General features: G+C 50.4%; 14 protein-coding genes. 9 read left to right on the top strand and 5 right to left on the bottom strand.

Annotation, left to right across the window (positions count from 1 at the left end; translation table 11 throughout):
- Position 1 precedes the first annotated feature (1 nt).
- Positions 2-1621, bottom strand: a complete 1620-nt coding sequence (sapA, locus tag BUQ98_RS06045) for an ABC transporter substrate-binding protein SapA (protein ID WP_074212954.1) — start codon at positions 1619-1621, stop codon at positions 2-4.
- Positions 1622-1762: 141 nt separating this feature from the next.
- The gene (gene pspF / locus BUQ98_RS06040; RefSeq protein WP_074212953.1) at positions 1763-2758 is read right to left on the bottom strand and encodes a phage shock protein operon transcriptional activator; all 996 of its coding nucleotides are present in this window, start codon (positions 2756-2758) and stop codon (positions 1763-1765) included.
- A 213-nt stretch (positions 2759-2971) separates the two neighbouring features.
- Between pspF and pspA the strand changes: the two genes are divergently transcribed.
- The 7 genes from pspA (at position 2972) to BUQ98_RS06005 (ending at position 9280) form a co-directional block, all read left to right on the top strand.
- Positions 2972-3640 (top strand): phage shock protein PspA, encoded by a 669-nt coding sequence (gene pspA, locus BUQ98_RS06035; protein ID WP_074212952.1) that lies wholly within the window; start codon positions 2972-2974, stop codon positions 3638-3640.
- Positions 3641-3661: 21 nt separating this feature from the next.
- Positions 3662-3892: an envelope stress response membrane protein PspB gene (gene pspB, locus BUQ98_RS06030; RefSeq protein WP_021022379.1), complete on the top strand. Its 231-nt coding sequence runs from the start codon at positions 3662-3664 to the stop codon at positions 3890-3892.
- Entirely contained in the window at positions 3889-4278 is a 390-nt protein-coding gene (gene pspC, locus BUQ98_RS06025) for an envelope stress response membrane protein PspC (RefSeq protein ID WP_074212951.1), read from the top strand. Before pspB ends, pspC begins: the two co-directional genes overlap by 4 nt.
- Before the next feature lie 74 nt (positions 4279-4352).
- A complete protein-coding gene (locus tag BUQ98_RS06020; RefSeq protein ID WP_074212950.1) occupies positions 4353-5744 on the top strand; it encodes a YcjX family GTP-binding protein in 1392 nt (463 codons plus the stop codon).
- A 12-nt stretch (positions 5745-5756) separates the two neighbouring features.
- The gene (locus tag BUQ98_RS06015; protein WP_074212949.1) at positions 5757-6770 is read left to right on the top strand and encodes a YcjF family protein; all 1014 of its coding nucleotides are present in this window, start codon (positions 5757-5759) and stop codon (positions 6768-6770) included.
- Between the two features lie 342 nt (positions 6771-7112).
- Positions 7113-8654: a transcriptional regulator TyrR gene (gene tyrR, locus BUQ98_RS06010; protein WP_074212948.1), complete on the top strand. Its 1542-nt coding sequence runs from the start codon at positions 7113-7115 to the stop codon at positions 8652-8654.
- A 20-nt stretch (positions 8655-8674) separates the two neighbouring features.
- Positions 8675-9280: a GNAT family N-acetyltransferase gene (locus BUQ98_RS06005; protein ID WP_074212947.1), complete on the top strand. Its 606-nt coding sequence runs from the start codon at positions 8675-8677 to the stop codon at positions 9278-9280.
- An 88-nt stretch (positions 9281-9368) separates the two neighbouring features.
- On the opposite strand, the gene pyk is transcribed toward BUQ98_RS06005, so the two are convergent.
- Together pyk and BUQ98_RS05995 are read right to left on the bottom strand one after the other, a co-directional pair.
- Entirely contained in the window at positions 9369-10814 is a 1446-nt protein-coding gene (pyk, locus tag BUQ98_RS06000) for a pyruvate kinase (RefSeq protein WP_074212946.1), read from the bottom strand.
- Between the two features lie 158 nt (positions 10815-10972).
- Positions 10973-11827 (bottom strand): MurR/RpiR family transcriptional regulator, encoded by an 855-nt coding sequence (locus BUQ98_RS05995; RefSeq protein ID WP_046073477.1) that lies wholly within the window; start codon positions 11825-11827, stop codon positions 10973-10975.
- Positions 11828-12151: 324 nt separating this feature from the next.
- Between BUQ98_RS05995 and BUQ98_RS05990 the strand changes: the two genes are divergently transcribed.
- Positions 12152-13006: an NAD(P)H-binding protein gene (locus BUQ98_RS05990; RefSeq protein ID WP_083605216.1), complete on the top strand. Its 855-nt coding sequence runs from the start codon at positions 12152-12154 to the stop codon at positions 13004-13006.
- A 317-nt stretch (positions 13007-13323) separates the two neighbouring features.
- On the opposite strand, the gene BUQ98_RS05985 is transcribed toward BUQ98_RS05990, so the two are convergent.
- Complete coding sequence (locus BUQ98_RS05985) at positions 13324-15933, bottom strand: DUF2339 domain-containing protein (protein WP_074212945.1); 2610 nt, start codon at positions 15931-15933, stop codon at positions 13324-13326.
- A gap of 494 nt (positions 15934-16427) precedes the next feature.
- Between BUQ98_RS05985 and BUQ98_RS05980 the strand changes: the two genes are divergently transcribed.
- Complete coding sequence (locus BUQ98_RS05980; RefSeq protein ID WP_074212944.1) at positions 16428-17114, top strand: TetR family transcriptional repressor PsrA; 687 nt, start codon at positions 16428-16430, stop codon at positions 17112-17114.
- The last annotated feature ends 141 nt before the right edge of the window (positions 17115-17255 follow it).

The following is a 17255-nucleotide window of genomic DNA, read 5'->3' as shown; positions in this document are numbered from 1 at the left end:
TTTAATGCTCCCGAGACACGTCAGCAAAGCTGTCCGCACCAAATGGCGTCATGGTCAGTCCGGTTAAACGCGCGTCACGGACCTGGTGTTGAATACCATGAGCCAGTGGAATTACCGGCATTCGACGATCAAGAATGGTTTGCGCCTCTCGGTAAAACGCTTTGCGCGTCGTCATTTCGTCAGTAGCGATTGCCTGATTTAATATCTGATCAAAAAAGCGATTACACCAATTCGAGGTATTCCAGCCTGTGAACTTTGCATTACATGTTAGCAAAGGACGTAAAAAGGCATCGGGATCACCATTATCCGCCACCCAACCGGTAAGCACCATGTCGTGGCTGTCATCACCTTCACGAATCGATGATCGGTTAACGGTTTTTTCTGGGATAATCGTCACATCAATCCCTATTTCGCCGAGATCTGCTTGAATCAACTCAGCGGTTTTCCGCGGACTTGGATTAAAAGCAGTCGGTTTTAGTGGCACAGTGAGATCCACTTTAAACCCGTGTCGATATCCCCCTTTGGCGAGTAAAGCGGCGGCAAGTTTGGGATCGTGCTTAGTTTGTCGATTTGGGTCATAGGCCCAAGACATGGGGGGTAACAAACTGGTCGCGGGAGCCCCTGTCCCATAATAGACGGAGCTAAGTAATGCGCCGCGATTAATTGCGAGGTTAATTGCCTGACGCACTTCAACTTCGGATAAAGCAGGGTGACGGGTATTGAGCGCAATAAAAGCCACGTTCATTCCGGTTTGAGATGACAAACTGAAACGTGCGTCATCGACCACCACGGGAAGCTGGCTGGCGACGGGAGAGGCCAGCACATCGCACTCACCGGTGAGCATTTTCGCTAAGGTGCCGGTGCCTCGCGTCGACACATCAAAGACCACCTGTTCCATCGGAGCTGGGCCTTGCCAATACTGCCAGTGACGTCGTAAGCGAATAAACTCACGCGGCTGATACTCAGCCAAGGCGAACGGACCTGTTCCCACTGGGTCGGTATCGATTTTCTCAGGAGAGCCGGCTTCTAGCAATTGATCGGCATATTCTTTTGAAAGGATCACAGAAAAATTGGTTGCCAATGTAGAGAGAAACGACACATCAGGTCGTGAAAGGGTAAATTGCACCCGATACGTATCGGATGCCTTTACGTTTGTGACCAAGCCATCAAAGTCCATGCTATCGAACCATGGGTATTGTCCGCCAGAAACGCGATGAAAAGGATGGCGAGGATTAATCAAGCGACGAAAAGAAAAGACAACGTCTTCGGCGTTTAAATAACGGGAAGGTGTAAATTTAACACTGCGATGAAAAGCGACGCCGCGACGGAGTATGAACGTGTAGGTTTTGCCATCATTACTGACTTCCCAGCTTTTCGCTAACATGGGCTCAGGTTGATAAGTCTCAGGGTTGAGTCGGAGCAGGCGATCATATAGTTGACTGGACAGGGTATCAGCGGTTAGGCCACCGTCGGTCAACTGAGGGTTGAATGTATTCGGTTGGCCTGGGCCACAAAACACAAAGCCACGATTGTCGGCCGCACGTTGATCACTGGCAGGTTCACACCCTGCGATGAGCAGGCCGCTAACACCTAGGATCAAAAACTGGAAAAAAACGCGCATAAACCAAGTAAAATCAGCTATCAAAGTAAACCCCGTAATCTACCACCGAAACGGCCTTACCACCAAGCAAAGTAGGGGCTATCTTATGTTTCTTTGCGCAAAAGCCGTATCGGTTGACATACACGCTAATAACGCTCCAATTTAGTCGTCTTGCCCCACGTTATGCTTTCGCAATAGTCCCCTGAATTGATGGTAGCTTAAGCCGAGTAACTGCGCGGCCTTTCTCTGATGATAATTGGCTTGAGAAAGTGCCGCTGTGACCAAGTCGTGCTCTTGCGTGGTTTGCCACTGACGCAGATCGAGGGGGAGCTCTGGGAGTACATCAGTTTCTGTGGTCACCGCAGCGCTAGGTTGCCGGTGTTGCCAAGGCGGGGAAAAAGGGTCCAAGCAGATGGTATCTATTGGTGTAGCAGCATTATTATGGCGAGAGAGCGCGCGCTCAACGGCATTTTTTAGCTCCCGCACATTGCCTGGCCAAGCATATGTTAGCAGCTGAGATTGGGCTTGCTCAGAAAAACCCGCGAAGAACGGGTAACCAAGTTCAACCGCCATTTTCATCGCAAAGTGTTCAGCGAGGATCACAATATCCTGCGGGCGTTCACGAAGCGGAGGAAGATGCACCACGTCGAAAGCTAGTCGATCAAGAAGGTCGGGACGGAACTGATTATGTTGAGCCAGCTCGGGCAAGTTCTCGTTGGTCGCACAGATAAGCCTCACATCGGCGCGTAATGGTGAGGCCCCACCAACACGCTCATATTCACCGTACTCAATGACACGCAGTAACTTTTCTTGTACGCCAATAGGTGCTGTCGCAATTTCATCCAAAAACAAGGTACCACCTTCTGCTCGCTCAAAGCGCCCCGCATGTCGACCTTTGGCGCTAGTAAAGGCCCCGGCTTCATGCCCAAATAACTCAGAATCGATCAGGCCTTCACTGAGTGCAGCGCAATTTAAACTCACCAGCGGTTGCGACCAGCGTGCTGAGAGATAATGTAGGCGCTGTGCGATCAACTCTTTCCCCGTACCGCGCTCACCCATAATCAGCACCGGACGGTTTAGCGGAGCAAGTTGACTGACGTGGTCTAGCACCGCCAAAAAACGGTCTGACTCACCGAGGAGGTTATCTTGTTCTCGCATGGTGATTTTTACCAAATAGTGGTTTTATTCATCATGTCGTGTTTGCGCGCTCAATGCAATATCTTTTAAATCATTGAAAATTAAGATTTAAAAAGTTGGCACGTTAGTTGATTACTCTTTGCTAAGCAAGACATGACTGGGCTGTAATGTCCGGACGAATCAGGCACAAGTAGCAACAGAGTGCTGCTGTGGTGAATAATTAAGGAGTCTATGATGGGTATTTTTTCTCGTTTCGCAGATATCGTAAATGCCAATGTGAATTCACTGTTAGACAAGGCTGAAGATCCACAAAAGATGATCCGTTTAATCATCCAAGAAATGGAAGACACGTTAGTTGAAGTGCGCACCTCCTCGGCTAAAGCGCTAGCCGATAAAAAAGAAGTGGTGCGCAAGATTGATAATGTGGAGCGTCAAATCCAAGAGTGGCAGGGTAAAGCGTCGTTAGCGCTACAAAAAGATCGTGAAGATCTTGCTCGCGCGGCATTGATTGAAAAACAAAAAGCCCATGACATTAAAGTGGCTCTGGACGAAGAGCTGACTTTAATTAACGAGAGTGTTGAGAAGCTCGGAGGGGAAATCGCGGCACTAGAAACCAAACTGAGTGAAACAAGAGCGCGTCAACAGTCATTGACGATTCGCCGAGAAACCGCCGGTAACCGTCGCGATGTGCGCCGTCATCTGGGCAGTGGCCGTGCAGATGAAGCCATGGCGAAATTTGAACAATATGAGCGCCGTATTGACGAATTAGAAGCAGAAGCCGACAGTTATCAGATGGGCAAAGAAAAAGGGCTAGACGATGAATTCGCGGATCTTCAGGCTCAAGATGAAATTGAGAAAGAGTTGGCGTCTTTAAAAGCCAAAATGAAAGATAATCAATCATAAAGAATACGACGAGGAGCGGACATGTCATCACTATTTCTTGGGTTCCCACTGGCGATATTTTTACTGTTCGTCGCTCCACTGTGGCTATTGCTGCACTATCGCAGCAAGCGTCAAGTCGAGCAAGGCTTAAGTGGACAAGATTACGAGACCTTACAACAGCTGGCTCAGCGTGCCGAAAAGTTGCAAGCTCGTGTCGATAACTTGGAGCGTTTACTGGACGCAGAAGCTCCACAATGGAGGCAGCGCGCATGAAGGGCACCTTATATAGAGACCCAGACAATGGACGCATAGCTGGTGTGTGTGCCGGTCTTGCCAATCATTTTGGCATGGAAACATGGTTAGTCCGTATTCTGACCGTCTCTGCATTTTTGCTTGGTTTTGGTTTTTTTGTGGTGGTCGCGTATATCGCTGCGGTGCTGATCCTAGATAAAAAGCCACCGGAAGCGTCGGCAGAGCCGACCCACTCTCAGCAAGAGCATCAGGTCAAACAAAAACCCTGGCAATCGGGGAAGTCGGCAAGCCAACTGATTGGTGATCTCGATCGAGAGTTCATGCAGATGGAAGAGAAGGTCACACACATGGAAGCGTATGTGACGTCATCGGCCTTTAATGTCGACCAAGCTTTTAAGAAACTTTAATAAACAAGCGTTCATACTGACCTATAAGCTGCCCTTGATAGGCAGCTTGGCTGATTAAGGAGCCATATCTACCTATGCCATCAGTGAAAAGGCGAGTGAAGCAGTGGGTTAGCCGAGGGGCTGATCGCCATGTTCGCCTCGCGGTGACCGGCCTCTCTCGCGCGGGTAAAACCGCTTTTATTACCTCACTCATTAACCAGCTGACGCACCTAGGCACTGAGCCAAACCTGCCGTTAATGCAGCTGGTGCAGCAAGGGCGAGGACTAGGCGCACGCCGTGAGCCTCATCCGCATATGCACCTGCCCGCGTTTGACTACGATGGTGCCATGCAAGCGCTTCATCAAACCCCTCCGGTTTGGCCATCGCCTACGCGCGACGTCAGTGAAGTCCGCCTCGCCGTGCGTTATCGTCCACAATCGGCAGCGTTACGCGCGTTGAATGAAATGGCCACCCTGTATGTCGATATTGTCGATTATCCAGGCGAATGGTTATTGGATTTACCGCTGTTGAGTCAAACGTACCAACAGTGGTCGAAAAAGCAATTTGGTTTATTGACGGGTCATCGTGCTGCGCTTGCCCAAAAATGGCAAGCCAAGGCGGAGGTGCTTGACCCGTTTGCCCCTGCTGACGAGAAAAAGTTGGCGGAAATTGCTGATGACTACACGGCGTTTTTGCACCAGTGTAAAGCGCATGGTGGATTGCACTGGGTGCAGCCTGGTCGATTTATACTGCCCGGGGAATTAGCGGGTGCGCCTGTGGTGCAGTTCTTCCCTTGGGTCGGCACTCACGATGCGGAGACGTTGGAAAACGCGGGCAAGAACACCAATTATGGTGTGCTCAAAGCGCGCTACGATTATTATTGTGAGCATGTGGTCGCGCATTTTTACCGCGAGCACTTTTCTAAAATTGATCGCCAAGTGATCCTGGTGGATACCTTGCAGCCCCTCAATGCGGGACCGGCCGCTTTTCACGATATGCGCCTAGCCGTTGAGCAGCTGATGCAAAGTTTTAAATATGGCAAATCAGGGCTGATGAAGCGGCTGTTTTCCCCACGGATTGATAAGGTGCTATTTGCGGCGACTAAAGCGGATCACGTCACGCCAGAACAGCATCCCAATATGGTCAGCTTACTGCAACAAATTGTGCACCAAGCTTGGCAGCAAGCTGCTTTCGAAGGCATTGATATGCGTTGTCAGAGTGTCGCTGCGATTGAGGCAACCACGCCAGGCTATGTCTCTGTAAAAGGGGAGAGTCAACGTGCACTCAAAGGCCATCTAGCCGATGATCGCCCAGTGACACTGTATCCTGGCGAAGTGCCTTCTCAACTGCCTGCGGAATCCTTCTGGCAAGAACAAGGGTTTGATTTTCCGTCTTTCCGTCCTCAGGAAGCGCTGATTGATGCGCCTTTACCGCATATTCGGATGGATAAGGCACTGGATTACTTGCTGGGCGATAAATTTCGATAAACGAGGTGTGTAATGACGCAATATAAGCCGAAACAAACCTTTACGCAGGATGCGCAGGTCGATGATACGGCGTTGGATAACCGGATACAGCAAGGGACCACCTTCGAGACGGAAACTGACTTTATCCCAGCGGATACTGTCTCTATCGAAACCGAACTTGATGCTACCCTGTCACCGACACCGAGAAAACGTCGTCGAGTATGGCCGTTTTTACTGTTGATGACAGGGCTTCTCGCGATATGGCAATCGGTCAACAGTGTTTATCAAAGTTGGATAACACAAGATTGGTTAAGCCTCGGTTGGCAAGGGCTGCTGATAGCGGTCGCTGCGTCTGGATTATTGATGCTGGTAAAAGAATGGCGTGCCATGCGCCGCTTAATGCAACGTGATGCTGTTCGTCGAGAAGCAGAACGCCTGCTTGCCAGTGATGCGGTTGGGCAGGGCCAACGTTTTTGCCATCAGCTGGCCGAGCAGACCGAGCAAACTCAGACGCCTGCGTTTAAACAATGGCAACAACAGGTGACCGCAACCCATAACGACAGTGAAATATTAGGGCTGTATGAACAGCATGTCCTCAGCGCACAGGATAAAGCCGCGCGCGCCCTGATCACCAAGCATTCGCAGGAAGCGGCTTTAATGGTGGCTGTTAGCCCACTCGCGGCGGTAGATATGCTGCTGGTGGCGTGGCGTAACTTTCATCTAATGACTCGGATTGCCAATGTCTATGGGATCCAGCTAGGCGTGAAAGCACGATTTAGCTTGCTTAAAATGGTGCTCACTAATATGGCGTTAGCTGGCGCGAGTGAGGCAATGACTGACGTTGGGTTTGATGTGCTCTCTGTGAACATCGCGGGTCGACTCTCGGGGAGGGTGGCACAAGGACTCGGGATTGGTTTGCTGACCGCGCGCTTAGGATTAAAAACCATGACACTCATGCGCCCACTGCCTTGGCATGGACAAGCCGCTCCGAGCCTTTCACAACTACGTCGAGAGCTTGTGAAGCGCCTAATGGGTAAAGCGTCATAAGGATGACTCATCAGGTGATATCAACACCAAGTAGTGACAGGGTGGTAGTTAGCACCCTGTTATTCTCTTTTATATTTATAATATAATCAGAAAGTTAACCGGATAAAGTCTGTGCTACAAACGTGATGTTGCATGGCAAAAATCGCATCGGGGCTTGACTGTTCCCCCTAACCCGCTCAAACTCCGCCTCAGTGTCAACTTATCCTGACAGCTAATACAACGCAGGCAAAAAAACCAATGAGTGCTTTCGTAACCCTTTGATGAGGGCATGGTTTTAATCACCTCATTTTACCTTGTTTTGCGTCGGTATTGGGTATCACTGTCAAGTTACAGGAATCCATTATGAGACTGAAAGTCTGTTGTGAAGATAGGATCGGACTTACTCGCGAACTGCTCGATATTCTAGTACGCCGAGACATCGACCTACGGGGTATTGAAATTGACCAGGTGGGGATTATATACCTCAACTGTCCGGAAATTGAATTCGACGCCTTTAGTCAGTTAATGTCTGAAATTCGATTGATTTCAGGCGTGACCGACGTTCGCAAAGTGCAATTTTTACCTGCTGAACGTGAACATAAAGAGCTGCGCGCATTGGTTGAAAGCCTGACTGATCCTGTGGTGTCGATTAACCTTGATGGTTACATCGACATGGCCAATAAAGCGGCGCAAGATTTGATTGGCTCCAGTGAACATCAACTCATTGATGAACATGCCAATACTATATTCCCTGACTTTCAATTTGCCCACTGGTTAGAAAAAGAAGAAGCCAGTCAAAGCTGCCGAATGGTGGTCATGGCAGGGCTCGACTTCCTCATGGAAGTGATGCCGGTGCATATCAATGACGAGAGTGAGCAACCCGTGTTGGTGAGCGCGGTGGTGCAGCTGAAACAAGTTGCTATGAATAACACCTCGCAAACAGTGTTCCGCACACCGAGCGATCATGGCTTTGACCACTTGATTGGTCAGTCGAATAAGTTTAAGCAGCTGATTAGTCAGGCGAAAAAACTGGCTATGCTAGATGCTCCGCTCTTGGTCCAAGGAGAGACGGGTACAGGCAAAGAAATGATCGCGCGCGCTTGCCACCGCCACTCGTTGCGAGCAGATAAGCCTTTCCTACTGGTTAATTGTGTCTCCATGCCAGACAACGCTGCCGAAACCGAATTATTTGGTATGGCGGCCGCTGAAGAAGGTGGCAGTGCTAAAAAAGGCATCTTAGAGCAAGCGGATGGCGGCACGGTTTTCTTGTATGAAGTGGGTGAAATGAGCCGCCACCTACAAGTGAAGCTGCTGCGCTTTATGCAAGATGGAACTTTCCGCCGCGTGGGTGAAGAGCGTGAGATGCAGGTAGATGTGCGCGTGATTTGTTCAACGCAGAAAAACTTACCAGAACTAGTGGCGGCGCACCAATTCCGTGAAGATTTATTTTATCGCTTAAACGTGTTGTCGATGACAGTCCCGCCACTGAGAGAGCGTACCGCGGATGTAATGCCACTTGCCGAATTATTTATCAAGCAATTCGCCGCGGATTTAGGCCAATCTAAACCACGTATTGATGAGGCATTGACGGATTATCTTACCCATTACGCTTGGCCGGGGAATATTCGCCAGCTACGTAATGTATTGCTCCATGCGATGACACAGATTGATGCGGAAGTGATGACCATTGACGATGTGCAGCTACCAGAGATTGAAAACACCCAGTTTATGAGTGAAGAATCGATTGATGGCTCGTTAGATGAAATTATGAAGCGTTATGAATCGGGGATCTTACATAACTTGTATCGAAGCTATCCCTCAACACGCAAGCTGGCGAAGCGATTGGATGTCTCGCACACCGCGATAGCTAACAAGCTGCGTGATTATGGCATCGGTAAGAAGTAATTCGCGCCAGGAAAATGATCATGTATGAGCCGTCGGTTAGCCACTTCCCACGATTATCGGTGGATGATCTGCGTATCGACGCGATCAGCCATGAAGATGTCATGCGGGTCGTGCAGTATTTTCAGCGTAATCGCGCTTTTCTTGCGCCTTGGGAGCCCGCCCGTACCTCGGGCTTTTATACAGAGCAAGGCTGGAAGCGGCGCGTACTACAGCTGATGGAATTACAAAAGCACCAGCTGGCATACTACTTTCTCATTGCCAAGCAAGACTCGCCCACAGTTCTGGGAGTGATTTCTTATACCAGTGTGATGCAATACCCGTCCTATTCATGCACGGTGGGTTATTCGTTAGATGAATCAGCACAAGGGCAGGGAATCATGCGTCGAGCACTGGCGGCAACCAACCAATGGTTATTCGATAACGTGCACATTCACCGTGTATGCGCCTCTTACATGCCGTGTAATACGCGCAGTGCAAAGGTGCTTGAAGCCGTTGGGTTTGAACGAGAAGGGCGGGCGCGTGACTACCTGTTAATTAACGGTCATTGGGAAGACCATATCTTGATGGCCCATATCAATCCGCACTGGCGGCCCAAAGAAAATCCACTCCCGAGCGGCAACGCGTGAGCTGAAAACGCACACAACAAAAAAGCGATCCAACCCGCTGGATCGCTTTTTTTAATACCGATGAGAGGCATGAACGCATACGTAGTGGCTATTTGACCGTGAGTACACGCATGGTATTGGTTGAACCAACCACTTCCATTTGGTCACCTTGCGTCATAATCACCTGATCGCCTTCATTCAAAAAGCCGCCCTCTTTCAACGTTTGCAGTGCAAGCTCCGCCACTTGAGGACCAGCACCGCTGTTACTGTCAAAGTACACCGGCGTGACACCGCGGTACAAGGCCGCACGGTTGAGTGTATGATCATGGCGTGATAGGGCAAAAATAGGTTTACCGGAAGAAATACGTGACATCATTAAGGCGGTGCGGCCTGATTCGGTCAATGAGACCATGGCCTTAATGCCTTTCATATGGTTTGCCGCATACATGGTCGCCATTGATACGGTTTCTTCTTGGCTATCAAACTGGCGATCCAACCGGTGGTTAGACACATTCACGGATGGCATCTTCTCAGCACCGACACAGACTTCAGCCATTGAACGCACTGTTTCAAGCGGATAATCGCCCGCAGCGGTTTCAGCGGATAGCATCACCGCATCGGTGCCATCGAGCACCGCATTGGCCACATCCATTACTTCCGCGCGAGTAGGCATGGGGGCGGAAATCATCGATTCCATCATCTGGGTGGCGGTGATCACCAAACGGTTCATGCTGCGCGCACGGCGAATGAGTTGCTTTTGTACCCCAACCAATTCTGGGTCGCCAATTTCTACCCCCAGGTCGCCTCGCGCCACCATGACGACATCAGACGCTTCAATAATGTCATCAATGCTGGCATCGCTGACCACGGTTTCAGCGCGTTCCACTTTGGCGACCAAACGCGCATCTAAGCCCGCATCACGCGCTAGTGAGCGGGCATAATGCATGTCTTGACCGTTACGCGGGAAGGAAATCGCCAAAAAGTCGACCTTAATTTTCGCCGCTGTGAAAATATCTTGTTTATCTTTTTCGGTCAGTGCTGGGGCCGAAAGCCCACCGCCTTTTTTATTGATCCCTTTATTGTTCGACAGCTTGCCACCTACCGTCACTTCGGTGTGGACTTTGGTGCCTTCAACCGCTAATACTTTTAGCTGTACGCGACCATCGTCGAGCAGCAGAATATCGCCATTGGTAACGTCCTGGGGCAGGGCTTTATAATCGAGGCCGACTGCATCTTGGTCGCCCAGCCCTGGTGATAAATCGCTATCTAGCGTAAATTTGTCGCCCACTGCGAGCATTACCGCGCCGTCTTTAAAGGTAGAAACACGAATTTTAGGGCCTTGTAAGTCACCCAAAATACCCACGTGACGGCCTAGTCTCGCCGCAATCGCGCGCACTTGTTCGGCGCGTTTAATGTGGTCCTCCGCACTACCGTGAGAGAAGTTGAGGCGAACGACGTTAGCACCGGCGGCAATAATGGATTCCAACACACTGTCTTTGTCGGTTGCCGGGCCCAAGGTGGTCACAATCTTCGTTCTTCTCAGTTTTGCAGACATGATTAACTCCTATATATAGGGTGATGTTTTAAGGGGTCGTGCCGAAAGGGCAACATCACCGTCAAGTCGTGGATTCGACGACATGCTGACATCAGTGTAGCGCATCAAAAACGTCGAATAGATGACACAAAAAAGGAGTGCCAACGCACTCCTTCGAATTAGGTTAATGATTCTTTATGAAAGCGTGAATCGCGAATCGCTTCTTTGACGCGTTTTAAGTTATCTCTAAATCCAGGGCCTCGACGAAGGGTAAAGCCAGTCGCGAGTACGTCAATGACCGTCATTTGCACGACACGGCTTGCCATCGGCATGTATTCGTCCGTATCTTCTGGCACGTCGAGTTGAATGGTATGTGAGCAGACTTTGTCCAGCGGTGAGTCGCGTTGAGTGATGCCGATAACGGTCGCGCCATTTTCGCGCGCCAAGTTAGCGACATCGACCAAACTCTTGGTGCGCCCTGTGTGTGAGATCATCACCACCACATCGCCGTCATTACAGTTAATGCAGCTCATCCGTTGCATCACGATATCGTTAAAGCACACCACCGGAATATTAAAACGGAAGAATTTGTTTTGCGCATCATGTGCAACCGATGCTGACGCGCCTAGGCCGAAAAAGGCAATCTTCTTCGCTTGCGTCAGCATGTCTACCGCACGGTTTATTTGGTGAGTATCAATGCTGTTTTTTGCGACATCCAGACAGGCCATGGTTGACTCAAAAATCTTCGCCGTGTAAGCATCCGCGCCATCGTTTTCTTCAACGTTGCGGTTTACATAAGGCGTGCCATTGGCCAAACTTTGCGCCAAATGTAGTTTAAAGTCAGGGAAGCCTTTGGTGTCGAGGCGACGACAAAAACGGTTAACCGTTGGCTCGCTCACATCAGCCATTTTTGCCAATGTCGCAATACTCGAGTGAATAGCGGTTTGAGGAGAGGCGACAATGATTTCAGCAACTTTTCTTTCAGATTTGCTGAAGTTTTCAAGATTTTTTTGTATTTTTTCCAGAGTATTCATCTGAGTTACCGCTTACGTTCAAGGCCAAAGTTAAAAAACTGTCGCTCGGTGAGAGCGTGCATCAATGAAGTGTTAAGTGCGTCATTCACCACGGCTTTTGACTGCCGTTTAGTAACAGATAGTCTATCCTCTCACGAATTGTAATGACATTATTATGACTATCTGAGCATAAAAACTTTGTCACCATTCACGCTTTTAGTTATTTCCTTACATAATTAAGGAATAAATTTACAGCGCGAAATAAATAAATGGTCAAAAATCAGCCGAAACAGTGGGTGTGAACCATTACATTGAAAAATAATTACGTAATCATAAGGAGCGCGTGTGTCAGGATTGAAAGTCGGAATTTGTGGATGTGGTTGGTTGGGCCAGCCGTTGGCGTCACACCTACTTGGCGCTGGACACCACGTGGTGGGGACCAAGCGTGAGCCAGCCTCGGCGCAAGCATTGAGCGAGACGCTGGCGACTACCGTGGTGCCGTTTGATGTGATGGCACCGGATTATCAATCAGCAGCGGCATTGCTTGAGGCTGACATCGTGGTGATCAATATCGCGGCGGGGCGTCGTCACGCCGACTTTGATGCATACCGCGATGCCATGTGCGCGTTTATCGATCGCCTGGCACAAGTAGGTGTTGAGCATGTGCTCTTTATCAGTACCACCTCTGTGTATGGTGATCGTAAAGGACAGGTGACAGAGCAAACCGCGACGGCTGCTGCCACGGCATCAGGCAAAGCACACGAACGTATTGAAGCGCATCTGCGCGCCACCTATGGAGATAAAGGAACGGTCATGCGGTTAGCAGGGCTGATTGGCGGCGAGCGTCACCCTTCAACCATGCTCGCGGGTCGGCAAGGATTATCAGGGGGCAGTGAGCCAGTGAACCTCATCCACCGCAGTGATGTGATCGCCGCGATCAGTGCAATTATTCATCAGCGTCAATGGGGTCATACCTTCCACCTCTGTGCCGAACTGCATCCATCGAAAAGTGTTTATTATGGCTGGGCGGCTCGTGAAATGGGATTGGAGCCGCCTGAGTATCACGAGAGTGCAGGCGATGGTAAATGGATTGATGCCTCGCACACCTTTGCGCAGCTGGGGTTAAACGTGCGGTATGCCTCGCCGTATCAAATGATCGCAGATGGTCAGGTGACCTCCGATGACCCAGCGCCAAAATAAAAAAAGCCCACACAAGGTGGGCAAAATAAAGGTAGAGAAAAATAAACTCTAAAGTAAGTAGAAAAAGCAGCAGCAGGTCGGGAAGAAAGGGAGTCATGCACTTTCAATCTCTGAAAGGAATAATGCATTTCTTACCGATGCACCCATTAGGACTGGGCGAATATAAAGAAGTTCCTGCAAATTCAAAAAAGTTGTGATATTTAATCAATGGGCGACTTATATGTGACTTAAGTCTCAAAAATGGCGGCAATCAATGCCGCCATCTTACTGTATTGGAACACATATTGGTGTTCAGCCGATGTGTAACCTGCTTCGTGCTAGGCGGCCCATTGTCGCTGTTTGAGCCACTGGAACAATCCTCCCAATGCGACCAAGCAAAGCCCGAGACCAATAAAAGATAGCGCCCGCATCAGTCCTTCCAAGCTCGCCATATCAACCAGGAACACTTTCAGGATCACCAGCGCCAATATCGCCATTGCACCTTGCTGTACCCGTACCGATTGCTGCCAGTACCCACCGAGCAAGCTTACACTGCCAATCACCAACCATACTAATGAGTAGGTATACAGTTCCGCATGTGAGGTCAGTTGCGACAGCGAGATGGTATCGCCTTGCCACGCCTGGCGGATCACGCCATTGACTAACAAGAAACCAAACACCGCGGCACAGAGGCTAGCAGGTGTTTGCACACGGGCTTTCGGTGCTGGGAGCGCGCTATATCCCCATTTCGCCAACCACACACAAGCGAGCAAAGGAACGCCCCACCAAGGCCAGAGTAAACTGGTCAGTGGCGAGTCACCAATCGAGACGTTCTCAACGTATGGGTTATGCTCGAAAAAGAGAATAAATTGGGTGAGTGCACTTAATACTAAGAGGGCGATGCCGCCGATACGGTACAAAAACGCGAACGTCTGCGCGGCGCGAGCACGATAAAGATAGACACACGCCAATAATAACCAGTTCATGCTCATGACCACCGCGCCAGAAACCGAGTGCATCACGCTGGTCAGCCCTTGAAGATCACATAGCCACAGTGTTGCACTTGTGAGCCACAGCGCGGCGAGTTGCAGTTGCGCGCCAGTGAGCCAAGCGGGCAGTGTGTGGTTTTGTACCCAGCGCTGACCAACATAAATCAACAGTCCAAGCGATGGATAAAGCCACAGTGTATCTGGCAATGATGCCGTATGATGGGTGGTGAGTAATAACAAGGTTGCGCGTGCGAGCACCACACTGACCAGCGCTTGGATCACCCCGTTGGCGAGTGCTATCCGATATTGATGGGTGAGCCAAAGCATCATCACTGCCTGCAGGGTCAGGGCCAAGGTCAGGGCGTAATCGCTTAGCAGCAACGTCAACGCGAGCGCTAGATGGGCATTGACGCCACACCACAGGCTCAATCGTGCCAGAACATTCGCCTGATCGGTGCCTTTAAAATGACGAGCGAACGCCGCTAATACCGCGCCGCCACCGGCGAGGCAAGCCGCCCATAACGGTGTGCTAGACGCGTACGCAAGTTCTCCTCCCCAAAACGCGCCTGTCACGACCGCGTTGAGGCTCACCATGAAGGGCGTGGCCAGGCATGCCAACCAGATAAAGTGGATACGTTGCGGTGACCGTTTACCTAGGGCTAAGCCATAGAGCAGGGTAATGACACCCATCCCCAAGCCAACCTGTTGGGCAAGCAGGTCGCGGGCAAGATCACCGAACCATAGCCAGAGAGCGACCCAAGTTAAGCCCATCACCGGCCACGCATCCCAGCGTGCGGAGAAAAGCGGCGCGAGATAAAGCCATGCCACTAACGCGGCCATCAATGGCATCCCGACCGTAAACGGTAAAGAAAACGCTGCAGTAGAGGCAATAAATATTATCGCCAGCATCAGCCAAGTATCGAGTGCGTGATGATGCCAAGCTCGAATATCGACAAGGGTACGCCAAGACAGTGGCGCGTCAGAGGTTGGTTTGAGCAACCAGCCCAACCTTGGCACCGCAATTAACAAGTACACAGAGCCAAGAGCAAAGCCCGTGACGGTGAGCAATGGCACCGAAAAATGGGCAAAGGCAAGCAGCCAAGCAAGGTGCATGCCCCATAGGCAGTACCATAGCCACCGACGCTCAACACGTTGGGCCACATAGGTGATGGCGGCGGCGACGAGTAAGAAATAGCTGGCGAGCAACCCATAGCTGGGCGTAGCGCTGGTAGAAAAGAGTGGCGTCGCATAGGCACCGATGAGTCCAACAATTGTTAGTAAAGGACCAAATCTAAGCCCATAGAAGGTGGCGGTGAGCGAGATCATCGCCAGCATCACAACCGCAACCGGCTCGGAAATAAAATGATAGGGCGTCGCCGCCATCAAGGTCAGGCCAAACAAGCTGATAAACCCTGCGCTCGCAATGGCGGCGGGCACATAACTCGGCCAATCAATGGTGGTAAAACGACGTAGTTTGCCATGTAACCACTCACTACCAGCGATCAGCCCGAGGCCAAATAGGCCGCCGAGGATAATCCGTGCCAGAGGTGGAAAGTAGCCTTCGCTAATCAGGTAGGAGATTAAGAACAGTCCACCTAGAGCGAAAATACCGGCACCACTCCACACTAACCACTGTTGCTTCGCCCGCTCAATCCACGTTATCGCACGTGTTTGGGTGGGAAGCATGACATTATCGTCTTCAAAAGAGGGTTCATCTGTGGGGTGAGTATCGTGGTGTTCGCGGCTTTCCTCTAATGCGTCCGATGGTGTTGAGGACTGCGCTGAGGGGTCATCGTTCGGGCTCATCGCAGTCTCTTGCCACTGACGCAATTGTGCCAGCGCTTGCTGAGTTGCCTCAAGCTCGTGACGCAAGGTGCTCACTTTGATGATTGAAATAACGCCGCAAATACTGCCAACCATGATCAGCAACGCTATAGCGATGAAGAAAGCGAAATCCATAATAGGTAACCACATGTGTTAACGAAAGCAGACACACTCTACTGTGGAACGGCATCAAATCATCGAAATGGGGCGAAAAGAGCTCAGAGTTGGGAGCGGGCGCATAAAAAAGCCCACAAGCAAACAGCGAGTGGGCATAGAAGAAAAGTCTTCTAGAAAAAGCAGTGGCACAAGGTGTGACTGCAATAAATGCCATGGGGTTCCCAGTTTTGACTAAAAAAAGAAGCGAAAGCCGAGAGGCGCTGATGGTCCCTCTCCTTTATCTATAATATTTCAATCACTTATTCAGCAGAGCGAGAGATTGGTTACGAGCGGACATATACCAAACATTATACGGTGATAACGCCAGCGCGTAAGAGGCGTTTTGTATCAGTGTCACAATGAAATTACTCAAGAATGTGATGTTAATCATACGATGCCTTCATGTTTCATGCTTGTTAAATGGAGTGTGTCGGTATAAAGTTAAACAAGCGTTTAATACAGGTGAGTGAATCATGGCAGGACGAAGCGACACCAAAGCGAAAATTCTGGATGCCGCGGAGCAGCTCTTCGCCGAGCACGGGTTTAAAGATACGTCGTTACGCACGATCACTAGCAAGGCTGGCGTCAACCTTGCCTCAGTGAACTATCACTTTGGCGATAAAAAATCGCTGGTGCGTGCGGTACTCGGACGCTATCTCGAAGCCTTTATGCCAGCGCTCGGTGAGCAGCTGCAAGCGCTCTTAGTGCGACCAGATTGCACGATGGAACAAGTATTTTCCTGCGCAAAACAGCCGGTGCTTGCGCTTGACGCGTATCGCTCACATGGCGCAGCCACGTTCATGCAGCTGATTGGCCGCGGTTATACCGATGTACAAGGCCATTTACGTTGGTTTATCACCACCCGTTACGAACACGTACTATCGCTATTTAACCAAGCGGTGCGCAAAGCCAACCCCGCGCTCACGTCAGAGGCGGTGTTTTGGCATTTACACTTTACCCTTGGAGCCGCGATTTTCACCATGGCGTCCAGCGAAGCGCTGCGTGATATAGCCGAAAATGATTTTGGTCGCACCCTCGATACCGAAGCGATCGTTGATCGCTTAATTCCGTATCTAGCTGCAGGGATGAATGCCAAACCCGCGGTAATGCCGCAACAGGGGCAAGTGCTCGCCTTCGCGACGGAGTCACAAGCGGAGTAGGGCAGTCAAAACACATCAAGCGAGGATGCGGTGCGTCCCGCTTATTTGAACCACTCAGCGCAGCGACAGGTGTATCACGGTGCGTAAGGTGCAATGTAAAAACCCGTTCTGGTCGCACAATAACAGTAAAAAGAGTGCAAC

The organism is Salinivibrio sp. ES.052 (assembly GCF_900141775.1).
Classification (GTDB): Bacteria; Pseudomonadota; Gammaproteobacteria; order Enterobacterales; family Vibrionaceae; genus Salinivibrio.
Note: the sequence above shows the minus strand (reverse complement) of the source record. Positions and strands in the feature narration are given on the sequence as shown.

What these genes read in the sequence shown, in the direction of transcription:
- sapA (WP_074212954.1), bottom strand. Translation starts at nt 1,621, where the DNA reads ATGCGCGTTTTTTTCCAGTTTTTGATCCTAGGTGTTAGCGGCCTGCTC.
- pspF (WP_074212953.1), bottom strand. Translation starts at nt 2,758, where the DNA reads ATGCGAGAACAAGATAACCTCCTCGGTGAGTCAGACCGTTTTTTGGCG.
- pspA (WP_074212952.1), top strand. Translation starts at nt 2,972, where the DNA reads ATGGGTATTTTTTCTCGTTTCGCAGATATCGTAAATGCCAATGTGAAT.
- pspB (WP_021022379.1), top strand. Translation starts at nt 3,662, where the DNA reads ATGTCATCACTATTTCTTGGGTTCCCACTGGCGATATTTTTACTGTTC.
- pspC (WP_074212951.1), top strand. Translation starts at nt 3,889, where the DNA reads ATGAAGGGCACCTTATATAGAGACCCAGACAATGGACGCATAGCTGGT.
- BUQ98_RS06020 (WP_074212950.1), top strand. Translation starts at nt 4,353, where the DNA reads ATGCCATCAGTGAAAAGGCGAGTGAAGCAGTGGGTTAGCCGAGGGGCT.
- BUQ98_RS06015 (WP_074212949.1), top strand. Translation starts at nt 5,757, where the DNA reads ATGACGCAATATAAGCCGAAACAAACCTTTACGCAGGATGCGCAGGTC.
- tyrR (WP_074212948.1), top strand. Translation starts at nt 7,113, where the DNA reads ATGAGACTGAAAGTCTGTTGTGAAGATAGGATCGGACTTACTCGCGAA.
- BUQ98_RS06005 (WP_074212947.1), top strand. Translation starts at nt 8,675, where the DNA reads ATGTATGAGCCGTCGGTTAGCCACTTCCCACGATTATCGGTGGATGAT.
- pyk (WP_074212946.1), bottom strand. Translation starts at nt 10,814, where the DNA reads ATGTCTGCAAAACTGAGAAGAACGAAGATTGTGACCACCTTGGGCCCG.
- BUQ98_RS05995 (WP_046073477.1), bottom strand. Translation starts at nt 11,827, where the DNA reads ATGAATACTCTGGAAAAAATACAAAAAAATCTTGAAAACTTCAGCAAA.
- BUQ98_RS05985 (WP_074212945.1), bottom strand. Translation starts at nt 15,933, where the DNA reads ATGGATTTCGCTTTCTTCATCGCTATAGCGTTGCTGATCATGGTTGGC.
- BUQ98_RS05980 (WP_074212944.1), top strand. Translation starts at nt 16,428, where the DNA reads ATGGCAGGACGAAGCGACACCAAAGCGAAAATTCTGGATGCCGCGGAG.